Here is a 16,400-nt window from a genome sequence, read left to right on the forward strand (position 1 = left end):
CGCCGAATTGCAGAAGCAGGCACACAGGTTTCGAGTTCGACTTCTGCATATTCCTATAGGGTTTTCGATTCAATAGCAGCGCATCGCAAAAAAGAACCGCGCCGGGCAGCAGGCGTCAGCCACGGCGAGGTTCCGGAGTCAGGAGATAGAGATCCAGTCCAGACACATCCCGGCAATCAACATCCCAGAACCCCTCACTCAGGCTTTCTCTGAAATTATTTGAAAGGGTGGAGGAGCTTTCCAACCTGCTCAGTAGGTTCTCACCACACCAATGACGATCCCTTGAATTTGGCAGTCATCTACGATGATCGGCTCGTATTTGTCGTTGGCGGGTTGAAGACGAATACGGCCGCTTTCTTTGTAGAACTTTTTCAGTGTTGCCTCGCCGTTTTCCAGCAGGGCGACAACAGTTTGGCCGTTTCGCGCTGCGTTGGTGCGTTGAATGATGACGTAGTCACCGTCACGGATTTGCTCGTCGATCATTGAGTCACCACGGACCTTGAGGACGTAAGTGCTGCTGGAGGCTCCGAACTCCAGTGAAGTTCTGGTTGGTGGAGCGAAGAGAGATTCGAGGTCGAGCGTCTGGCGATCTTCAATGGCTTCGATCGGATGTCCTGCGGCGATGGAGCCAACCAGCGGCAGACGGGTATGGCGTTCCTCGTGAGGAAGCTCAATCTCAGGATTAAGCTCCAAAGAGCGAGCTTTGTTGGGCTTCCGCGAGAGCGCGCCTTTTTTGATCAGTGCTTCGACGTGCTCGAAGATGGTGACCTTGCTGACCTTCAATTCGTCCGCCAACTCCTGCATAGTCGGTGAATAGCCGCGAGCTATACGCAGATCGCGGATCCGAGTGAGGATGTGGAGCTGTTTGGGTGTGAGGTTCATGTTCGATCTCCCAATGTTCGACGGATGTTTGTCGTGCGGCTGAGTACTGCAAACCAGTCGGGGCCGCTACGCGGGCTAGTTGTACCGCGGCTGGGGATGACGAGGCAGCTACTTCGTGGAGAGAAGCATGTCGCGGCCGACTGCTTCGATCGGCCGAATCCATCGTGACTCGCCGGAAAGGAATCGGCTGGAAGCTCGAGAGCGTCATGGGTGCGGCAGCACGATGAGTCTGGTGTGGCTGAGTTGATTTTTCGGTTGAAGATTTCGACGGAGAAGTCAGTAGCCGCGAAAATTCGCGGAGCGAACGCTGCTGAGCGGCAAGCCAGGCCTCGATCGAAGCCAGAACTGACGCTAAAGCTTCTCGGCTGGTAACACATGCTGCCTGCTGGTGGGCTGACCGTACATTTGGTTGGTAAATGCCGGGAGCGGTAGAGGACTTTACGGAGTTGTGCTCGAAGACGTCCGCACCGCGCGTCACCGAGACGCGGTTGTCGGCTTGCAACGTCCGAGAATCGGATGAACCCTCCCGTGGCTTGCGTCTGGGCATCCGGCTGTACCCCGCAAATGAACCCGCAGTTTCGGTATCCGATTGCTGCTCCATGGACTGTCCAACGCTGCGGAGCAGGTCGTGCCCCTTCACATCGAAGCGAGTTACGAAGTCTCCGCCAGGTCCGATCATGACAAGTGGGATGGCCATGGTCTTGTCGTCTCCATTGGGGGCTGCGGTTGGCCATGCCCCAACATCTTGGGGATGGCATCCGTGTGTCCGCTCTTGATTCGACGTTCACCATGGCTTCACTTGAAAACTTAAGCAGTATTTGTTTGGTAAAAGGTAGGCTACAAAACACCAAACGTCAAGAGAAATGATGAAATATCTTTGTTTCGCATGATTTATGGGGAAAACCAGTGGGAAACACGAATTGAACGGTACGGTTTTATCGGGCGAAGATTTGAGTCAAAGTTTTGATGTGGTTGTTGATTTGTACGTTTAAGGCGCACAAAAAAGGCTGGGCTTTTGACAGCCCAGCCGTGTGTTTGCGAACTCTTTTCGGCTAACTACTCTGACTTTTCTTTTTCGCTGTTTTTGGCGGCTTTCTCTGCAGCTTTCTCTGCAGCCTTAGCTTCTTTTTTAGTTTGTACGACTTCCTGTTTGATTTCAGTCTTGGCTGTCTTTGGTGCGGCATGTGCCGCTGCGCGTTTCGCGGCCGCAATTTCTGCTTCTTTTTTCAGTAATTCGCGCTGTTCAGCGGTCAGCACATCAGATTCGATCGATGCTCGGATACCTTTTTTAATCTCTTCCTGTTGCTTGGCGTCAGCTGCATTGAACTGGGCACCGGCTTCCAAGCACTTCTTTTTGATCTCATCCTTTTGTGCATCGGTGAGTTTGGCAGCATTAAAAGTTCGGGTCATTCCCGAATAAATACCCAAGCCAGCCCACTTGGCCTTCTGCTCAGGTGTCAGGATCGCCTCGATTTTATCCTTATAGTCCTTGTCGAGGCTGGCCCGCTGTTGCTTCAGAATACTCAGCTCTTTCTGCTTGGCGGCGCGTTCCGCCTTATCGGTTGTTTCCGCGATGGATTTCTCGATCTCCGTTTTGCGCGAGGCATGCTTGGTGTCAAACTCAGCTATTGCGGCCTTCTTCTCATCAATCAGCGATTCAAGCTTTGCTAACTGTTCTGGAGTCATGTCAGCTGCGATCTGCGCGTAGCCGCCATAATTTTTGATGTTCTTACGGGTGGTCTTGCCGTCGGGTTTCGTGGTCGGTTTTTCTTCAACCGCTTTTGTCTTTGTGGTTGTTGATTTTGCGCCTTCCTTGGCGAAAACAGCTCCGGTCAGCGGCAAAGCAAACAGGACGGCAACCGCAATCGGGATCAATCGTTTCATGACAAGCTCCAAAAAAATTTTATAAAGGTAAATCTAACGCTCACCTATGTTGACAACAGCATAGCAGCCGGGGGTCAGGCAACTCCACTGCATGTCAGTCCGCGCAGAGAAATCCAGTTGCTTGGAAGTTTATAAAGTCAGCTCAGAGGTAGTGATGCGCCGTCATTGCCCCATTCATTCTTGTCTTTGCGAAAACGATGTTGGGGATCGACCTCGATTTCCTCTTCGCCGTGAGCATTCGTAATCAGCTTGACGGCACAACGCTCAAGGGGGCGGTCAGCCTTGCCTTCAATACGGTTGCCTTCCCCATCAAAAATGCTGCCGTGGCAGGGGCAGACGAACTGCTTTTTTTCTTCTTCATAATTCGTCGCACAGTTACGGTGTGGACACATTGCACTCAAGGCGACAAGCGTTTTGCCATCGCTGATGATGAAGACCCCTTTATCGTCGTGATATTTCAAAGATACGACAGCCTGTTTGTAATCGCTCTTGCTGCCGATAGTGAAGGGTTCAGTGGCGAGTTTGATTTTCTTTTTGTTGGCATCAGCGGAAGACGTGGTTTCAGCACCTGTTGATGTAACAGGATCCGCGTGGCTGTCGCAGCCGAGAACAGTCAATGCGACCGCAACACTGGACAGAGCGGTAAACTCGCGGCGAGTCAGTGGCATAAAGGGCCTCATGAAAAAATCAGGATTCCATGGAACTCCGTAACAGGCGACAGCGGGATCAATGCTGAGCAGGGGGGCTTAGCGTGATTATCAGCCAGGAAAGATTCAAACACGCCCGTTGATACATCCGTCATCCTATGCCGGGCATTGCATGAATGGCTTGCTCGTAAACACCGACACATTTTTCCGCAGCACCTTCCCATGTCAGGCGGCGGACCTCCATATCCGCGTGTTCGCGCAGGGTGCTGGAGAGCGGCGGGTGGCGTAGTACAGCGAGGATCTTATTGGCGATTTCATGCGTGTCCCAGAAATCTACCTTCAATGCGTGGGTGAGTACTTCAGAAACGCCGCTGGTCTTGGAGATAATCACAGGTACATCATGGCTGATCGCTTCGAGCGGCGCGATGCCGAATGGTTCACTGACGCTGGGCATGACGTAAACGTCTGCCATCTTAAAGATCTTCTCGACATCACGACCTCGGAGGAATCCGGTGAAGAGTACCTTGTGGCCGATACCCTGAGCTGCGGCGAGTTCAATGATGTCGCGGATTTTGTCACCGGTGCCCGCCATCACAAATTTCACCTTGTCGTACTTCTCCAGCACTTTTTTGGCGGCATTGACAAAATACTCCGGCCCCTTCTGCATGGTGATTCGACCCAGGAAAAGAACGATTTTGTCACCGCGTTTGATATTTGTCCGCGAGTGTGCATCCGGTTCAGCGGGAGGGCCATTCTCAATACCGTTGTAGATCACACGAATTTTGTCGGCATCAATTCCGTAGCGATGCTCAATGATTTTCTTGGTCATGTGACTGACCGCGATAACGCGCGTCGCCGCACGCATCCCTCGCCGTTCGATCTCATATACCTGCTGGTGCATGTGGTCCCCAGAACGGTCGTATTCAGTTGAGTGAACATGGACAACCAGAGGCTTACCTGAATAGGCGGCTACAGCCAGACCAGCGGGGAAAGTCATCCAGTCATGGGCGTGGATGACATCGAAATCCTCACCATGCGCCAGAGCTACGCAAAGATGTGCGTATCGCTGAGCTTCCGTGAGCAGGTCACCCTCGTAGGCGATACCTGCACCCGGTGCGTGAAAAGAACCCGGCCCTTCGAGGATACCCAGCGGTTGATTTTCATCGTCGCTGATGATGGACTGCCCATGCAGTTTTCCCCCCGCAGATTGATAGGGGCTGCCCAGTCGAGAAGGGACCGCCTTGAAGGTGACGTTGATAAAAGGGTTATCCACTGGGGGATAGTCGAGGCGGTACGTGCTGGCGACACTACCCGGAGAGCGATCACCCGTCGCGGCATGGATTGCCTGAGGTGAAAGCAGCCGCACATGCATGGCATAGTCGGAGCCGATCGGCTTGGGCAGGACAAAAATAACTTCCACTTGCTGCCTGCTGAGAGCTTTGGTCAAGCCGTAACAGGCTGTACCCAGCCCGCCGCTGATAAAGGGCGGAAACTCCCAGCCGAGCATAAAGACGCGCATGACCCGCTCACCTTCGGCGGAACTCTAAAAACTCTAAAGCCTGACCGCGCAATCGACGTCCGCGCGTCGTGCCTTTCTCCGTTCCGTCTTACGCAGCCCCCTGATTTGCAACTCTGGCTTCGTTACATCACTTCTCTTGTCGCATGATATCGGCGCAGCGCAGTAAGGGTCAATATTACGAAACAAAGAAGATGATGTTCACCATTGAACAAGGACGAAGGAAAGATTTATCAATTTTCTTTCGAGGTAACCCTTCACTTCGTACGCTGTTGGTGCGGAACCATGTTTCCGAGCTGGCGGAAAAGGGCTTCGTAGCCCAGCAGAACCTTGGTTACGCGGTTGGCCATCGGCTCGCTGTCGAGTTTTTCACCCTTATGAAGAAAAACGGGTGAGCGGAAAACAAAGTTCTTTTCCTCATCGCGGAAATGTTCGACCGGCAGGCGGGCCTCAAAGCCTTGATCGTATAGCTCCTCTTCAAGCAGTTCCTCGACCTTATCACCACGGTTGAGAAGGTCCGCTTCAATCGATTCACTCAGCCAGCGGTCGGGGGTGTATAGGCCGACCCAGACCAAATCATGATTTTCGGCAACGGTGACACGATAGCAGGCTTCGATTTCGAGCCTCTTAACTCGACAGGAGAGGTAAGAATCGTTTCGCCGAACCTTGTCAAAGACTTTGGGTTCGCGAGCGCGGTCGCCGACTTCTTCGTACAGAGCCTGACATTCATCGCAAATCATGACGTGGAAACCTGCCGTGTTATCTGAATAGTGGACAATTATATCGTGAATGGATGGATACGGAACAGCTAATCACTTTTTGACGACCTTTGCCGCAAGGCCTCGAAAAGCAGGATCCCCGCGGTGACGGATGCATTGAGTGAGTCCACGATCGAGCTTTGCATCGGCACGCCGATAGTGTCGCCGCCGGAAGGGGCTGCCGCATCGATCCAGCTCTTGGGTAACCCTCGGTCTTCCGCTCCGATGACCAGTGCTACCCGGTCAGTGAGATCAGCCTGTGTGTAAGGCAGTTTGGCGCCGACCGCTGCAGCGAAAATTTTTACTTTTTCTCTACGCAATGCTTTGATCACCTCGTTACTGGTTCCGCCGACGACAGGCAGTGAAAAGACAGCCCCTGTAGAGGAGCGGATGGCGTTGGGATTGAAAGAATCCACCACGCCATCAGCAACGAGCAGCCCTGCACAGCCGGCAGCCTCAGCACTGCGTGCCATCGCGCCCAGATTGCCCGGCTTTTCCACGCCGACCGCCACGAGCCACAGGAGGCGGCGTGAAGCACCAAGTCTTAAAGAACGCTCATCAGACCGCAGATTAGGAAAGTCACTGAGCTTCCATGCTGGTTGTTTGAAAACAGCAAGGATCGGTTCGGGATTTTCGCAGTAGGCCATCTTGCGCAGGAGCGGTTCCGTGATGTTCCAAAGATTTGCACCATGTGTTACCGCTTGCTGTGCCAGGGATGTGACTTGGGATGATGCGATCGCGGAAGCCAGATAAATTTCGTGTGGTTGCAGCCCCGCCGCCAATGCCCGTGATATTTCTCGTTCGCCTTCCGCGATGAAGAGTCCGGTTTTCTTCCGCTGGCGATGTTCGCGCAGCCGTACCACTGCCTTCACGCGCGGGTTATCGAGGCTCGTCAGCGGATCTCGGGTCGGCATGTAAACATCGTAACGATTGATTCAAACATGTATGGTTTCTCACGCCGCGTTAGTGGAGACTTCACCACACAAATCGCTGTGCTTTCCACGCCTCCCAGGTATTTCCATCCAGCAGGCTCTTAACCTGTTCAATTTTCGCAGCCGTGATCTCTGCGAGCGATTTTGCGCACATATCAAGACGCCAACTGATATCCCATTCGGCGTACTTCTTTACGAGAGCAAGGTCTTTTCGCGCGATTCGAGTTTCTACTCGCATCAGTTCTTCCATTCGTGCGATCCGGCTTTTATTGACTTCCCGTAAACCGTAGCGAGATGTGGGGCGGGAACCGTCCGCGATGACCTCATTGCGCAAGCGCAGCCACTCCTCGACATTACCTGCCGAGGTCCAGACATATTCCAGATGTTCCGCCAGATCGGCGAGTCGGCCGACGTTTTCTTTGTGTGGCGGGCGAGTTTTGCGATACGCCTGTCGCAGCAGCGAGACACCGGGTTTCCAGAGCTTGACGAGATTACGGAACTCCTCCACCGCTACATCCATCCCGGTGAGTTGACCTTCCTTCACAACAGCCGTGTAGTACGGCTGCACGAAAAAAAGCGGCTGCGGTTCGACCAGGCTGCGTGAGTCTTCGTGCAGTTCTCCTTCACACATCCAGTAGTAGATGCCAAAAAACGCACGATCGAGATCGCTCAGATCATTTGGATCCAATGGCAGCGGGCTTCCTGTTCCGATGAAGTTCGCCCCTTTGTAATACGCAAGGCCGGGATGATGGCTGAATGCACGGCCGAACATGATCGACGCGCGGATGACCGATGGCCCAGCCGGGCCGTACTCACGTCGGCAGATTCCCTGAAGTGCGACGATTGGCTCAGCGTATTTGGTTCCCTTGCCCCATTGTGCCCAGTAACCGATTTCCTCACTGGGCGAGCCCCAGGTTGAACCGCCGCTGAGCCATTGCGTGTGCATGAACGCAGGATTCAGCGACATCGCATCTTTCCACTGTCGCGCCTGCCGCTCAAAGAGTGGTAAAAATGGAAGGCCGGTTGTCTCCCAAGTCACGTTGGTTTCGGTTTTCAGACCAAACCCTATCCCGCGTTTTTTACAGATTTCCCTTTGCGATTTAGCACGATCGCTTACGGGTACGTCATCCATCGAGTAGTCCCAGAGGTACTTGTAATAGCCCGCTGGTTTGAGGACGAATTGGTCTTTCTCGATCTCGGTCTGAAACCAGACAGCATCGGGATCGAGCAGTTCGATCATCGATCGCTGATCGCGCTGATTACTCCAAAGTGAGGAGGCGCTATACGGCCAACCGATGAGCCGGGCGTGGGGGTTGGCTTTACGGATGGCACGTGCGGTCAGATTGAGCAGGTGAGCTGCGGATTCGTGAGAGTTAGCGGAGTTACACCGTGGACAGTCGGGTATCTCATCCGAGCGCATGTGGCAATGGTAAAAGCCTTCGCCGCCATTGATCGCCATCACTCCGCCGAGTTCAGGAATGTCGCGGCAAAGCCCGGCCCAGGCGTTGGCGAGAAATTCACCGGTGGGGGGATCGTTCCAGCAGAGCACTCGGAATGTACGGTTGAATTGCGCTGCGCCGCGGGCCTCCGCGCGACCTCCGCATGCCGGGTCGAAAACCGCAGCATTGAGCGCAAGCTTGGGGTTGTAACCCATGAGAAAAAACTGCACACCGTATTTCGCACCCTGCCGACATAATTTTGCCAGTCGATCCCGTCGCGCCTGTGCTTCAGGATGCGCAAGGCTCGCGTACGGAGCCGGGGCATCCTGAGGCCGCAGATAGTCAGTCAGGTGGGTCATGATCGGCAGTGCGTTGACGCCATACCGCGATAATTCAAGGAAATTCGTGTCGTTTTCGCGACCATCGATCCATGCGGGACTGGTGGAAAAGCCGCCGGGTAAATCCGCGGAGAGACGGACTGAAAAGCGAGGTCGAATGTCGAACTTTCCACGCGGAGTGAACGGCGCGCCACGGAGCCGCCAGAGGTTTGAGAGGTAAAGAGATCCGCGCAGCAGGCCGGTCTGACTACCTGAGGAGACGACGATACCTTCACGGGAAGCGTCGAGGACAAAACCTGCCTCAGCCGGGTGCGCATCGCGTTTCGCACTTTTGAGGTCAAGTTCGAAGCGTACCGAAGGCTGGCTGAATCGGCTGGTGCTTGTGGAAGTGGTATCCGCGAATCGAATCTGTGGATCGGTTACCGTCAGATCAAAACATTGCTGAAGACAGGAAACCAGATCGCGCACGCCGATGGCTGCGGGGCCGTCATCATCAACTCCTTCAGGTTTGCAAACCTCCAGAGCTGGCGTGAGTTCAACTTCATCATCATCCGGCTGGGCTTTCTCCCAATTGATGCTATGGGACGGCGGCATGGAAACCTGCGCCCACAGCGGCAGGGCGCGGACTTCCCTGATGCGTTGAGAAAAATGGTCTTCGAAGGACTGTGACATAAATCCTCCACCAATCAGTGCGGGTTTATCCTAACCTTTGGCAATCGCAACATACCGTATCCAGTCGAAACAGAATAAACTTTCCGCGCCGTTTAAGGCTTCCTTCCGCAAGAGAAAATGATCATGCGATATCTGGCGATCGATCATGGCGAAAAACGTACCGGTATGGCGGTCGGCAGCGATACGACAGGTATTGTCTCGCCGATCGGTGTCATCGTCACAACCAGCGACAGCGAGCGGATGCGGCAGATCGCCTTGGCGATTGCGGAGCATGTCATAGATGAAATTGTCTTGGGGTTGCCGCTCAACATGGATGGCAGCGAGGGATCGGCCGCTCAGCGAGTCAAGGGGCTTAAGGGGTTCATCGAACAGCGGCACGGCATCCCTGTACGGCTGATGGATGAGCGGCTGACCACTTTCGCTGCAGATGAGCAAATGGCTGGAAAGAAGCTGACTCGCGGACGAAAAAAAGAACTGCGGGACGCACTGGCGGCGGCGGCGATCCTGAGGGATTTTCTGGAGCTACGGGAAAAATCCAACCCAACAAACCCAACCGATCCCAAGTGAGTCACGCTGTCGGCCGGTCAACCATCTCTCGCGCCCGTCGAATGATCTCACTCGTGACTTCCGGCATCGGGTAGTGCTTCTTGAGAAACTGACGCAGTTGATCGGATTCCGCAACACGGAAATACACGACAGGAGTGAACCGGTTGGCGACGAATGTCACCGCACGCGCCAGGCGGGCACGCGATGCCGCCATGAGCAATTCGCCGGAAGGCTCGTAGCGGACCGGCAGGATTTCAAACTGCCAGGCTTGACGTCGATTGATGAGTTTCAAGGCTTCAGCATCCACCTCGACCTCACGCAGATCGAGTGTGCCGGTGAATCGAAAATATTGCTCGATCCACGCGCGCTCTATTGACTCGATCGTGGTGTCAAACATCTCCTCCGCCAGCACACCGAAGGGCAGACCGCGCACCTTCTGGGCCTCGACGATCTCGAACACCTGTTGCTCACTGAGAACACCCTGTTCGATGAGGATTTGCCCGATACGGACGGTTTGAGAATTCTCTGGCACGCGTAGCCCCTTTGCGTGTAAATCAGACCGCGTTGTGCGGCTGGAAAACGCATCGGCATGCCGACGGCGGGGCTTAATCGGCAAAGGTCTGGAAATTCAGTTCAATGGTAAGAGAAATGGGATAAACGGCATGGGACGATTCGTCTCATGGTATTACCCGGAGGTAACAAAGGTTTTATCGCTTTGGCTAAGTACGGTAAATGTTGTCGCTGCAAACGGAATTAATTAAGCAGATCTACGTTTTCGCTCAAAGGATGCGCAATACGCGATACCCTCTCGAAGGTTTCTTCAAGAGTAGTAATGGCGGGGGGCAGAGGGTGCTTGGTTTCTTTTGATTCCGGCCGCACCCATGAAGCGCGACCGCTTGCGGGCTTGTCGCCGTTGTAAACGGTCAGGCTGTACCAAGTCGGCTCGGTCACATTTTTATCTGCAGTGCGTTCACCGACTTCCCATGTGCGTGAAGTCACAATCCCTTTCAGTTCCTGAAGCTTGGTGGGATCGATGTGTGTCACGTATGACCGGCCATCTGCATCAGTGAAAGTTGCCAGGCCGGAGTTGAGATCTGCCACCAGTTTTTGATTACCGTCAGCTCGGAGGCTGTCACCAGCGTTTACAGTTGGTGCGCCTGCCGACTGTGGTGGTGTTCCGACGCGGCGAGTCATTTGAAAACTTGTCGCTGAAAGTGAGCCTCTGGAATTCATCTTCGCCGCACAACAGCCGTCAAGGGTTAGAGCCAGAAGAGCGGCGATGATAAGTAAGACGCGGCTGGTGTGTGGCATGGTGGTCTCCCTCTTGGTAGAGGCGGTTGTGCCGATCGCTGGACGCACGTGGATAAAAAATAAAATGCCGATCAGCCATCACAGTCGGAACTGTGGATGACTTTATTTCATTGGCTCATCCGCAGTATTGGTCGTTGGAGTTACCTCGGTGTAAACGCCGTCATCCTTGGGCGTGGCGGATGTCGGCGTTGAGGCGGCTGGTGTCTGCTCATCAGATGATACGACCGAGCGTACTTCGGTCTCTGCCTCGAGAACATCCACACGCTCAACCGTAATCACTCGGAGCCTGAGGGCGGGATCGTATCGTTGCGGCCCTTTGATACCGACGATTTTGCCCAATGTCTGTGCGGGATCGAGTTTTCTGCCGCCCTGAACGTAGGCAATCGTCCGCATGTTGCTTGGCTCGACGAGGCGGTAAAGCCGTGGACCTGTCTCGCCGTCATACACGCCGCTGGCCAGCAGTTGACCGACTGCATCATAGTCAGCCGGGTTGAATACTCCGGGACCGCGCGGCTTAGGCTCATCGATTTTAATCTCCGTGGTGCCTTCCTTACGTGCCGATTCTATTTCACGGAGGCTGTCCTGAATGGCAAGGTTCCGCTCTAGCTGTGAGATGCGGAAGTTCACGATCCGGTGATCACTCGGCGACAAAGCTGCGTTATTCGATAACGATCGATAGTTCGTTAAAAGATCCTTGATGGGCTGATCCTTAATGGGTTGTTTCCCGGCTTCGGCGAGGCGGGCTTCAGCGGTGGTCAGATCGGATGCCTCAGGCGTCCAAGGCTTGGGCTTAGGTGGCTCCAGAACGACCGGTGCGGGCTGGGGTGCGGGCTTCGGTGCCGGCTGGGGTTCAGTGACAGGCGCTGCCGCCTCCGGTTTGGCGGGCTCAAGTTGAGTCCCGGTCGTTGTGTCCGCAGGATTCGTCGCAGGGGATTCAACCTTCGCGACTGGCTCCGCCGTCGGCGTGCTGACCACCGGCTCAGTGGTCTTTGCTTCGGTTGCTGTGGAAGCTGGTGCGCTTACAGGCTCGGGAGATGATCCGGTACTTGTTTCAGCAGGGATTACTTGAGCGGGAGCGGCTCCTGATTTTTCGCGGCGCACTGAGGCTGGCGGCAGATAAACAAACGCGCCCTTTGGCGGCACGATTTTGTAGTTGCTGCCTTCTTCCCCAACGATTTCAACCGTGTCGCCTTTCTGGAGATTAACTTGGCGGCGGTAGGCGTTTTCGTTGTTCAAAGGAGCAGCGAAAACCGCGTTGGACTTGGCATCGGTGGCATCGCTGTTGACCACACCTGACTTGCCGTCACCCTTGGCATCGACAAAAGCCTTGGAAATCAAACTATAAACACCAGCTGGCGGCACGATCTTCACGTAGCCTTCGACAACCTCGATGACTTGCACCTGTTGTCCCCGAGTAGCTTCGCCGACAACATAGAAGCTGGCACCCGCTCCAGCGCGGATAGCAACTTTGTCATCGACGACGACGCCCGTGTAACCCGTCGTCTGTGCTGAGGCGCGTATTGGACTCATCGCCAGAAGTACGCCGGCAAGAACCGCGGCGGTCAAAGTCGGCCACGTAAACACTGCCCGATTGGAAATCCCTTGATCCATGGCATACTCCTCAGAGGAAAAGGCGCAGATTCTCGTACAACCGAGGCTATCAAATATGCGGGTCGCGTCAAGAAATCCGAAAGGATTCAGGATGGTGGATTACCACGGCCATTACGGCGAGTTCGATGATTGTTGGTGAAATATAGAACTGCGAGACGTGTTTACGTCGTCGGCGGTACGGTGCGATTCGCTCGATGGCGTTTTACCGGTGTCCGTTCCATCCACCAGCGAAACCGTGCGAATCAGGATGAAATACGGGGCAGGTTCAGATCGAGCATATCAATGATGCCAAGCGTGCCGAGACGATTTCCAGATTCACGCCATTTCCGCATGTGAAGGTTCGCCAGCGCGAAGGTTTCCGGGGCCAGATCAACAAAATAGCGTGTGAGGTTACCGTCGAACTGCGTGCCGGCGCATCGGGCAATTTCTTTTTGCGCCACGTCAAATGCCATGCCCTTGCGATAAGGACGATCGGAAGTCATCGCATCAAACATGTCGGCGATAGCGGCGACACGGGCGACCAGCGGGATGCGTTCACCCGAAAGACCATCGGGATATCCTGCCCCGTCCCACCGCTCGTGATGAGAACGGACGACCGATCCGACCCACATCAGTTGCGGAATTTCAGAAATGATCTGGTGGCCGACAGACGCATGGGCTTTCATGATTTCAAACTCGGCGTCGTTCAGTTTGTCAGGCTTTCGGAGAATGGCATCGGGTACCGCGACCTTGCCGATGTCATGCAGAAGTCCGCCGAGGCGAAGGATGGATTTGTCGGAGTCGCTCAGGCCGGCAGCGTTGGCCAGCAGAAGCGAGTATGCGGTGACACGCATCACGTGGCCGCCCGTGTAGGGGTCTCGTGATTCGATCGCCAATGCCATGGCGATCACCACATCAACGATCATGCCGCTGAGTGTTTCAAACAGCCTGGCGTTTTCGCACGCGATGGCAGCCTGCTGGAGCAGGCTCTGAAGCAACCGGATGTGGTGGCTGTCGGTGACGGTTTCGGGCGGCGCGTAAATGATCGCGACGCTCATGAGGTGCTTGCCGGTGGCGACTTTTTGCGCGACGAAGAGTTTGTCGCAGGCTTCGGGATCGTAATGCGGAAGGATCAGGGGATCGTTGGGTTTTTCCTGTACGACGCGGTCGTACAGATCACGCGCTTCGAGTGGGAGCTTGCTGGGGTCGGTCAGCGGGCCGTGAGCGGTCTGGATCGCACGGATTTTTCCGCTGGCGTCCGGCTCGATGATCCACGCGCTGGTGCCCTGCATGATCGCCAGCGCCTCGCTTGCGGTTTCCAGCATGACCTGGGCGAAGTTACGGCGCTGTCCCAGCGCGTCTGCTGCACGATTGAGCACTGCCAGTTCGCGCAGATGCTGGATATCCGCCTGGATGAAATTGAGCTGCTGAGTTTCGAGACTGTTGACCTGTTCGGTCAGTCGCTCGACAGTCGAGACAAGCTCGCGCGTGTCAGGTGAGCCGCCTGAAACGAGACGACCCGTGTACTCCGGGTCGCCGATCAGAGGCGATGCGGTCCCGGCAGGCGACCTGGCTGAAAGGTCATGCGACATGCGCGCAAACTTCCCATCATGGAACAACACGTTCCTGTATGGCTATCGGCGATTATGTTGGTGATCTGAAGAAAGCAGTTGGAACCTTAGAAATATCAATTTTCCCGCTGGTATATCGGGCTGACTGTCGGTTCTCAGACCTTGTCGAGGTATTGCACACGTCATTAAGTGGCTCCCCTGCGTGGCCGATGTTTCTAATCGGTTTCAATCAAACGAATCTGGAAGTGCCAAGTGTCTAAGCCTCTGGTGCTCATCGCGGACGAACAGCCGCACATCAACCTGACGTTGCAGTTTCTCGTCAAAGGTCTGGGTGTGGAAGTGATTTCCGCCTACACCGGCATGGATGCGATAAGGCTTGCCATTGAGCGCAAGCCGGCGCTGGTGCTCATGGATGTGATGATGCCAGACACTGACGGCTACTCCGCTTGCAGAGAGGTACGCGCCGCATGGGGCGACTACCGAGGGCAGATCTGGTTCATTACTGCACGCGGTTCCAATACCGATCTTTCACAGGCTCGCGAGGTGGGTGCGAACCGCTGCATCACCAAGCCGTTTGATCCCGATCAGGTGGTCAAGGCTGTTCGTGAAGCATTGGGTGGGACTGCACAGAGCAGCGCTGCGTAGTACAGCGTGATCGCGCTCTCCCGCCATGCGGGTATTCCAGTCATTTGCCGCAAAATGAAATAGCAATAGAAAAGCGCCACGCTTTCGCGCGGAGCTTTGAAGTATTCCGGCTTGCCGCACACTATCTCAACCGTCTGCGGCAAATCACCGGGGGTACTACTTCTTGTAATACTCCGCGTTTTTGGCGATATAGGCGGCCCATTCGGCGGGCAGATCTTCCTCAGGGAAAATCGCCTTGACCGGGCACTCGTCCACACACAGACCGCAGTCGATGCAGGTGTCGGGATCGATGTAAAGCATCTCGGCGGTGGCGAACTCAGCCTCATCCTTTGTGGGATGGATGCAATCCACAGGGCAGACCGCCACGCATGCGGTATCTTTCGTACCGATGCAAGGCTCGGCAATGATGTGCGGCATGACACTTCCTTTCTTTCCGCGGACTTACAACTTCACACGTCCAGCGGGCCTTTAAGTATAGGGCAACCACTCAACGGTTCCAATCGCTAGTCCGGCGCAGCAGCGTGGCAATCAACCGAATGCCGTTTAGATTTATTAACTCCTCGAGCCACCACGCCGGAAAACTATGCAACTAATTCTCTTCGTAACACTTGGGCCTAACTAGAGCATTCAACATTGCGCCCTTAAAAGCCCTCTGTACAATCCCGCTATGGCTGATAATCCGCTCCCGAATAATCAGATCGTGACGGGTGATTGCATCGCCGCCATGCGAAAGTGGGCTGAACATGGTGGAGCCGGCAGTATTGACCTGATCTTCGCCGATCCGCCGTACAACATCGGCTACAAATACGACGCCTACGAAGACACACGCGACGATCACGAGTACCTTGACTGGACCTTTCGCTGGATTGACGCCTGCGCTGAACTGCTCAAGCCCACCGGTTCGTTTTACATCCTCATCGGCGATGAATACGCAGCGGAAACGCGGCTGCATCTCAAGAAACTTGAACACGATCGCAAGCTGGTGTTCCGCAACTGGATCATCTGGCATTACACATTCGGACAGAACTGCAAAGCAAAGTTCAATCGCAGCCACGCGCACCTTTTTTATGCGGTGGGAAAAGCAGCGTTTGATAAATCCAGATTCAACGTCAAAGGTTCAGTAGGCGGCCAGGTCGAGTTACCTTTCACCTTTAATCGTGAGGCGGTGGCTGTGCCCAGCGCGCGACAGACGACATACGCTGACGTCCGCGCCAACCCTGCCGGCAAACTCCCTGATGACACGTGGTATCTGCGTCCGCAGGTCGCCATTGAGGATCGCCGCAGTGCGCCCCAGTGGCTCTTCGATGCTGAGGGTGATACGTGGTATCTCTCGCGTCTCTGCGGCACGTTTAAGGAAAGGCTTGGCTGGCATCCCTGCCAGCTTCCTGAGGCTCTGCTGGAGCGCATCATCAACCTCTCCAGTAATCCGGGTGATCTGGTGTTCGACCCGTTTGTTGGCAGCGGCACCACGCTCGCAACCGCGGCCCGGCTGAGGCGGCGATGGCTCGGATGCGAGCTGAGCAAAGAATACGCCCGCAAGGCTGACCAGCGTGTCCGTCATGCGATGGAGACCGGCCAGATTCTGACCACCACCCAGTCCCAGAAGGGCATTGAGCGAGGCAAACCCAAGAAGAAACCCGAACGCAAAAAGTCTCTCGCAGTATGAGGA

The 16,400-nt window shown here is 55.0% G+C and carries 15 protein-coding genes; 3 read left to right on the forward strand and 12 right to left on the reverse strand.

All coding sequences use genetic code 11. The features are described from left to right. Positions 1-249: 249 nt before the first annotated feature. From lexA to IT444_12890, 7 genes are all read right to left on the reverse strand, one after another. A complete protein-coding gene (lexA, locus tag IT444_12860; GenBank protein ID MCC7193658.1) occupies positions 250-882 on the reverse strand; it encodes a transcriptional repressor LexA in 633 nt (210 codons plus the stop codon). A gap of 1,056 nt (positions 883-1,938) precedes the next feature. Further along, complete coding sequence (locus IT444_12865; protein MCC7193659.1) at positions 1,939-2,766, reverse strand: Spy/CpxP family protein refolding chaperone; 828 nt, start codon at positions 2,764-2,766, stop codon at positions 1,939-1,941. 137 nt (positions 2,767-2,903) lie between these two features. Then, positions 2,904-3,434: a Rieske (2Fe-2S) protein gene (locus IT444_12870; protein MCC7193660.1), complete on the reverse strand. Its 531-nt coding sequence runs from the start codon at positions 3,432-3,434 to the stop codon at positions 2,904-2,906. Between the two features lie 130 nt (positions 3,435-3,564). Then, positions 3,565-4,932, reverse strand: a complete 1,368-nt coding sequence (locus tag IT444_12875; GenBank protein MCC7193661.1) for a glycosyltransferase — start codon at positions 4,930-4,932, stop codon at positions 3,565-3,567. Between the two features lie 254 nt (positions 4,933-5,186). Further along, positions 5,187-5,669 (reverse strand): hypothetical protein, encoded by a 483-nt coding sequence (locus IT444_12880; protein MCC7193662.1) that lies wholly within the window; start codon positions 5,667-5,669, stop codon positions 5,187-5,189. A gap of 68 nt (positions 5,670-5,737) precedes the next feature. Continuing rightward, positions 5,738-6,601, reverse strand: coding sequence for an RNA methyltransferase (locus tag IT444_12885; protein MCC7193663.1), 864 nt, complete (start codon positions 6,599-6,601; stop codon positions 5,738-5,740). Positions 6,602-6,662: 61 nt separating this feature from the next. Continuing rightward, complete coding sequence (locus tag IT444_12890; protein ID MCC7193664.1) at positions 6,663-9,068, reverse strand: hypothetical protein; 2,406 nt, start codon at positions 9,066-9,068, stop codon at positions 6,663-6,665. 123 nt (positions 9,069-9,191) lie between these two features. Between IT444_12890 and ruvX the strand changes: the two genes are divergently transcribed. Then, positions 9,192-9,635: a Holliday junction resolvase RuvX gene (gene ruvX, locus IT444_12895; protein ID MCC7193665.1), complete on the forward strand. Its 444-nt coding sequence runs from the start codon at positions 9,192-9,194 to the stop codon at positions 9,633-9,635. A 1-nt stretch (position 9,636) separates the two neighbouring features. Here ruvX and IT444_12900 read toward each other — a convergent pair whose 3' ends face one another. The 4 genes from IT444_12900 to IT444_12915 all read right to left on the reverse strand — a co-directional run bounded on the left by IT444_12900 (position 9,637) and on the right by IT444_12915 (position 14,107). Further along, on the reverse strand, positions 9,637-10,146 hold the full coding sequence (locus IT444_12900; protein ID MCC7193666.1) for a hypothetical protein: 510 nt from the start codon (positions 10,144-10,146) through the stop codon (positions 9,637-9,639). Between the two features lie 221 nt (positions 10,147-10,367). Next, positions 10,368-10,925 (reverse strand): hypothetical protein, encoded by a 558-nt coding sequence (locus tag IT444_12905; protein MCC7193667.1) that lies wholly within the window; start codon positions 10,923-10,925, stop codon positions 10,368-10,370. A gap of 102 nt (positions 10,926-11,027) precedes the next feature. Further along, a complete protein-coding gene (locus IT444_12910; GenBank protein ID MCC7193668.1) occupies positions 11,028-12,536 on the reverse strand; it encodes a hypothetical protein in 1,509 nt (502 codons plus the stop codon). A gap of 242 nt (positions 12,537-12,778) precedes the next feature. Beyond that, complete coding sequence (locus IT444_12915) at positions 12,779-14,107, reverse strand: HD-GYP domain-containing protein (protein ID MCC7193669.1); 1,329 nt, start codon at positions 14,105-14,107, stop codon at positions 12,779-12,781. A gap of 231 nt (positions 14,108-14,338) precedes the next feature. Between IT444_12915 and IT444_12920 the strand changes: the two genes are divergently transcribed. Beyond that, complete coding sequence (locus tag IT444_12920; GenBank protein MCC7193670.1) at positions 14,339-14,731, forward strand: response regulator; 393 nt, start codon at positions 14,339-14,341, stop codon at positions 14,729-14,731. Between the two features lie 156 nt (positions 14,732-14,887). Here IT444_12920 and IT444_12925 read toward each other — a convergent pair whose 3' ends face one another. Continuing rightward, positions 14,888-15,148 (reverse strand): ferredoxin family protein, encoded by a 261-nt coding sequence (locus IT444_12925; protein MCC7193671.1) that lies wholly within the window; start codon positions 15,146-15,148, stop codon positions 14,888-14,890. 250 nt (positions 15,149-15,398) lie between these two features. Between IT444_12925 and IT444_12930 the strand changes: the two genes are divergently transcribed. After that, positions 15,399-16,397, forward strand: coding sequence for a site-specific DNA-methyltransferase (locus IT444_12930; GenBank protein MCC7193672.1), 999 nt, complete (start codon positions 15,399-15,401; stop codon positions 16,395-16,397). The last annotated feature ends 3 nt before the right edge of the window (positions 16,398-16,400 follow it).

This window comes from Phycisphaeraceae bacterium (genome assembly GCA_020851465.1).
Lineage (GTDB): Bacteria > Planctomycetota > Phycisphaerae > Phycisphaerales > Phycisphaeraceae > JADZCR01.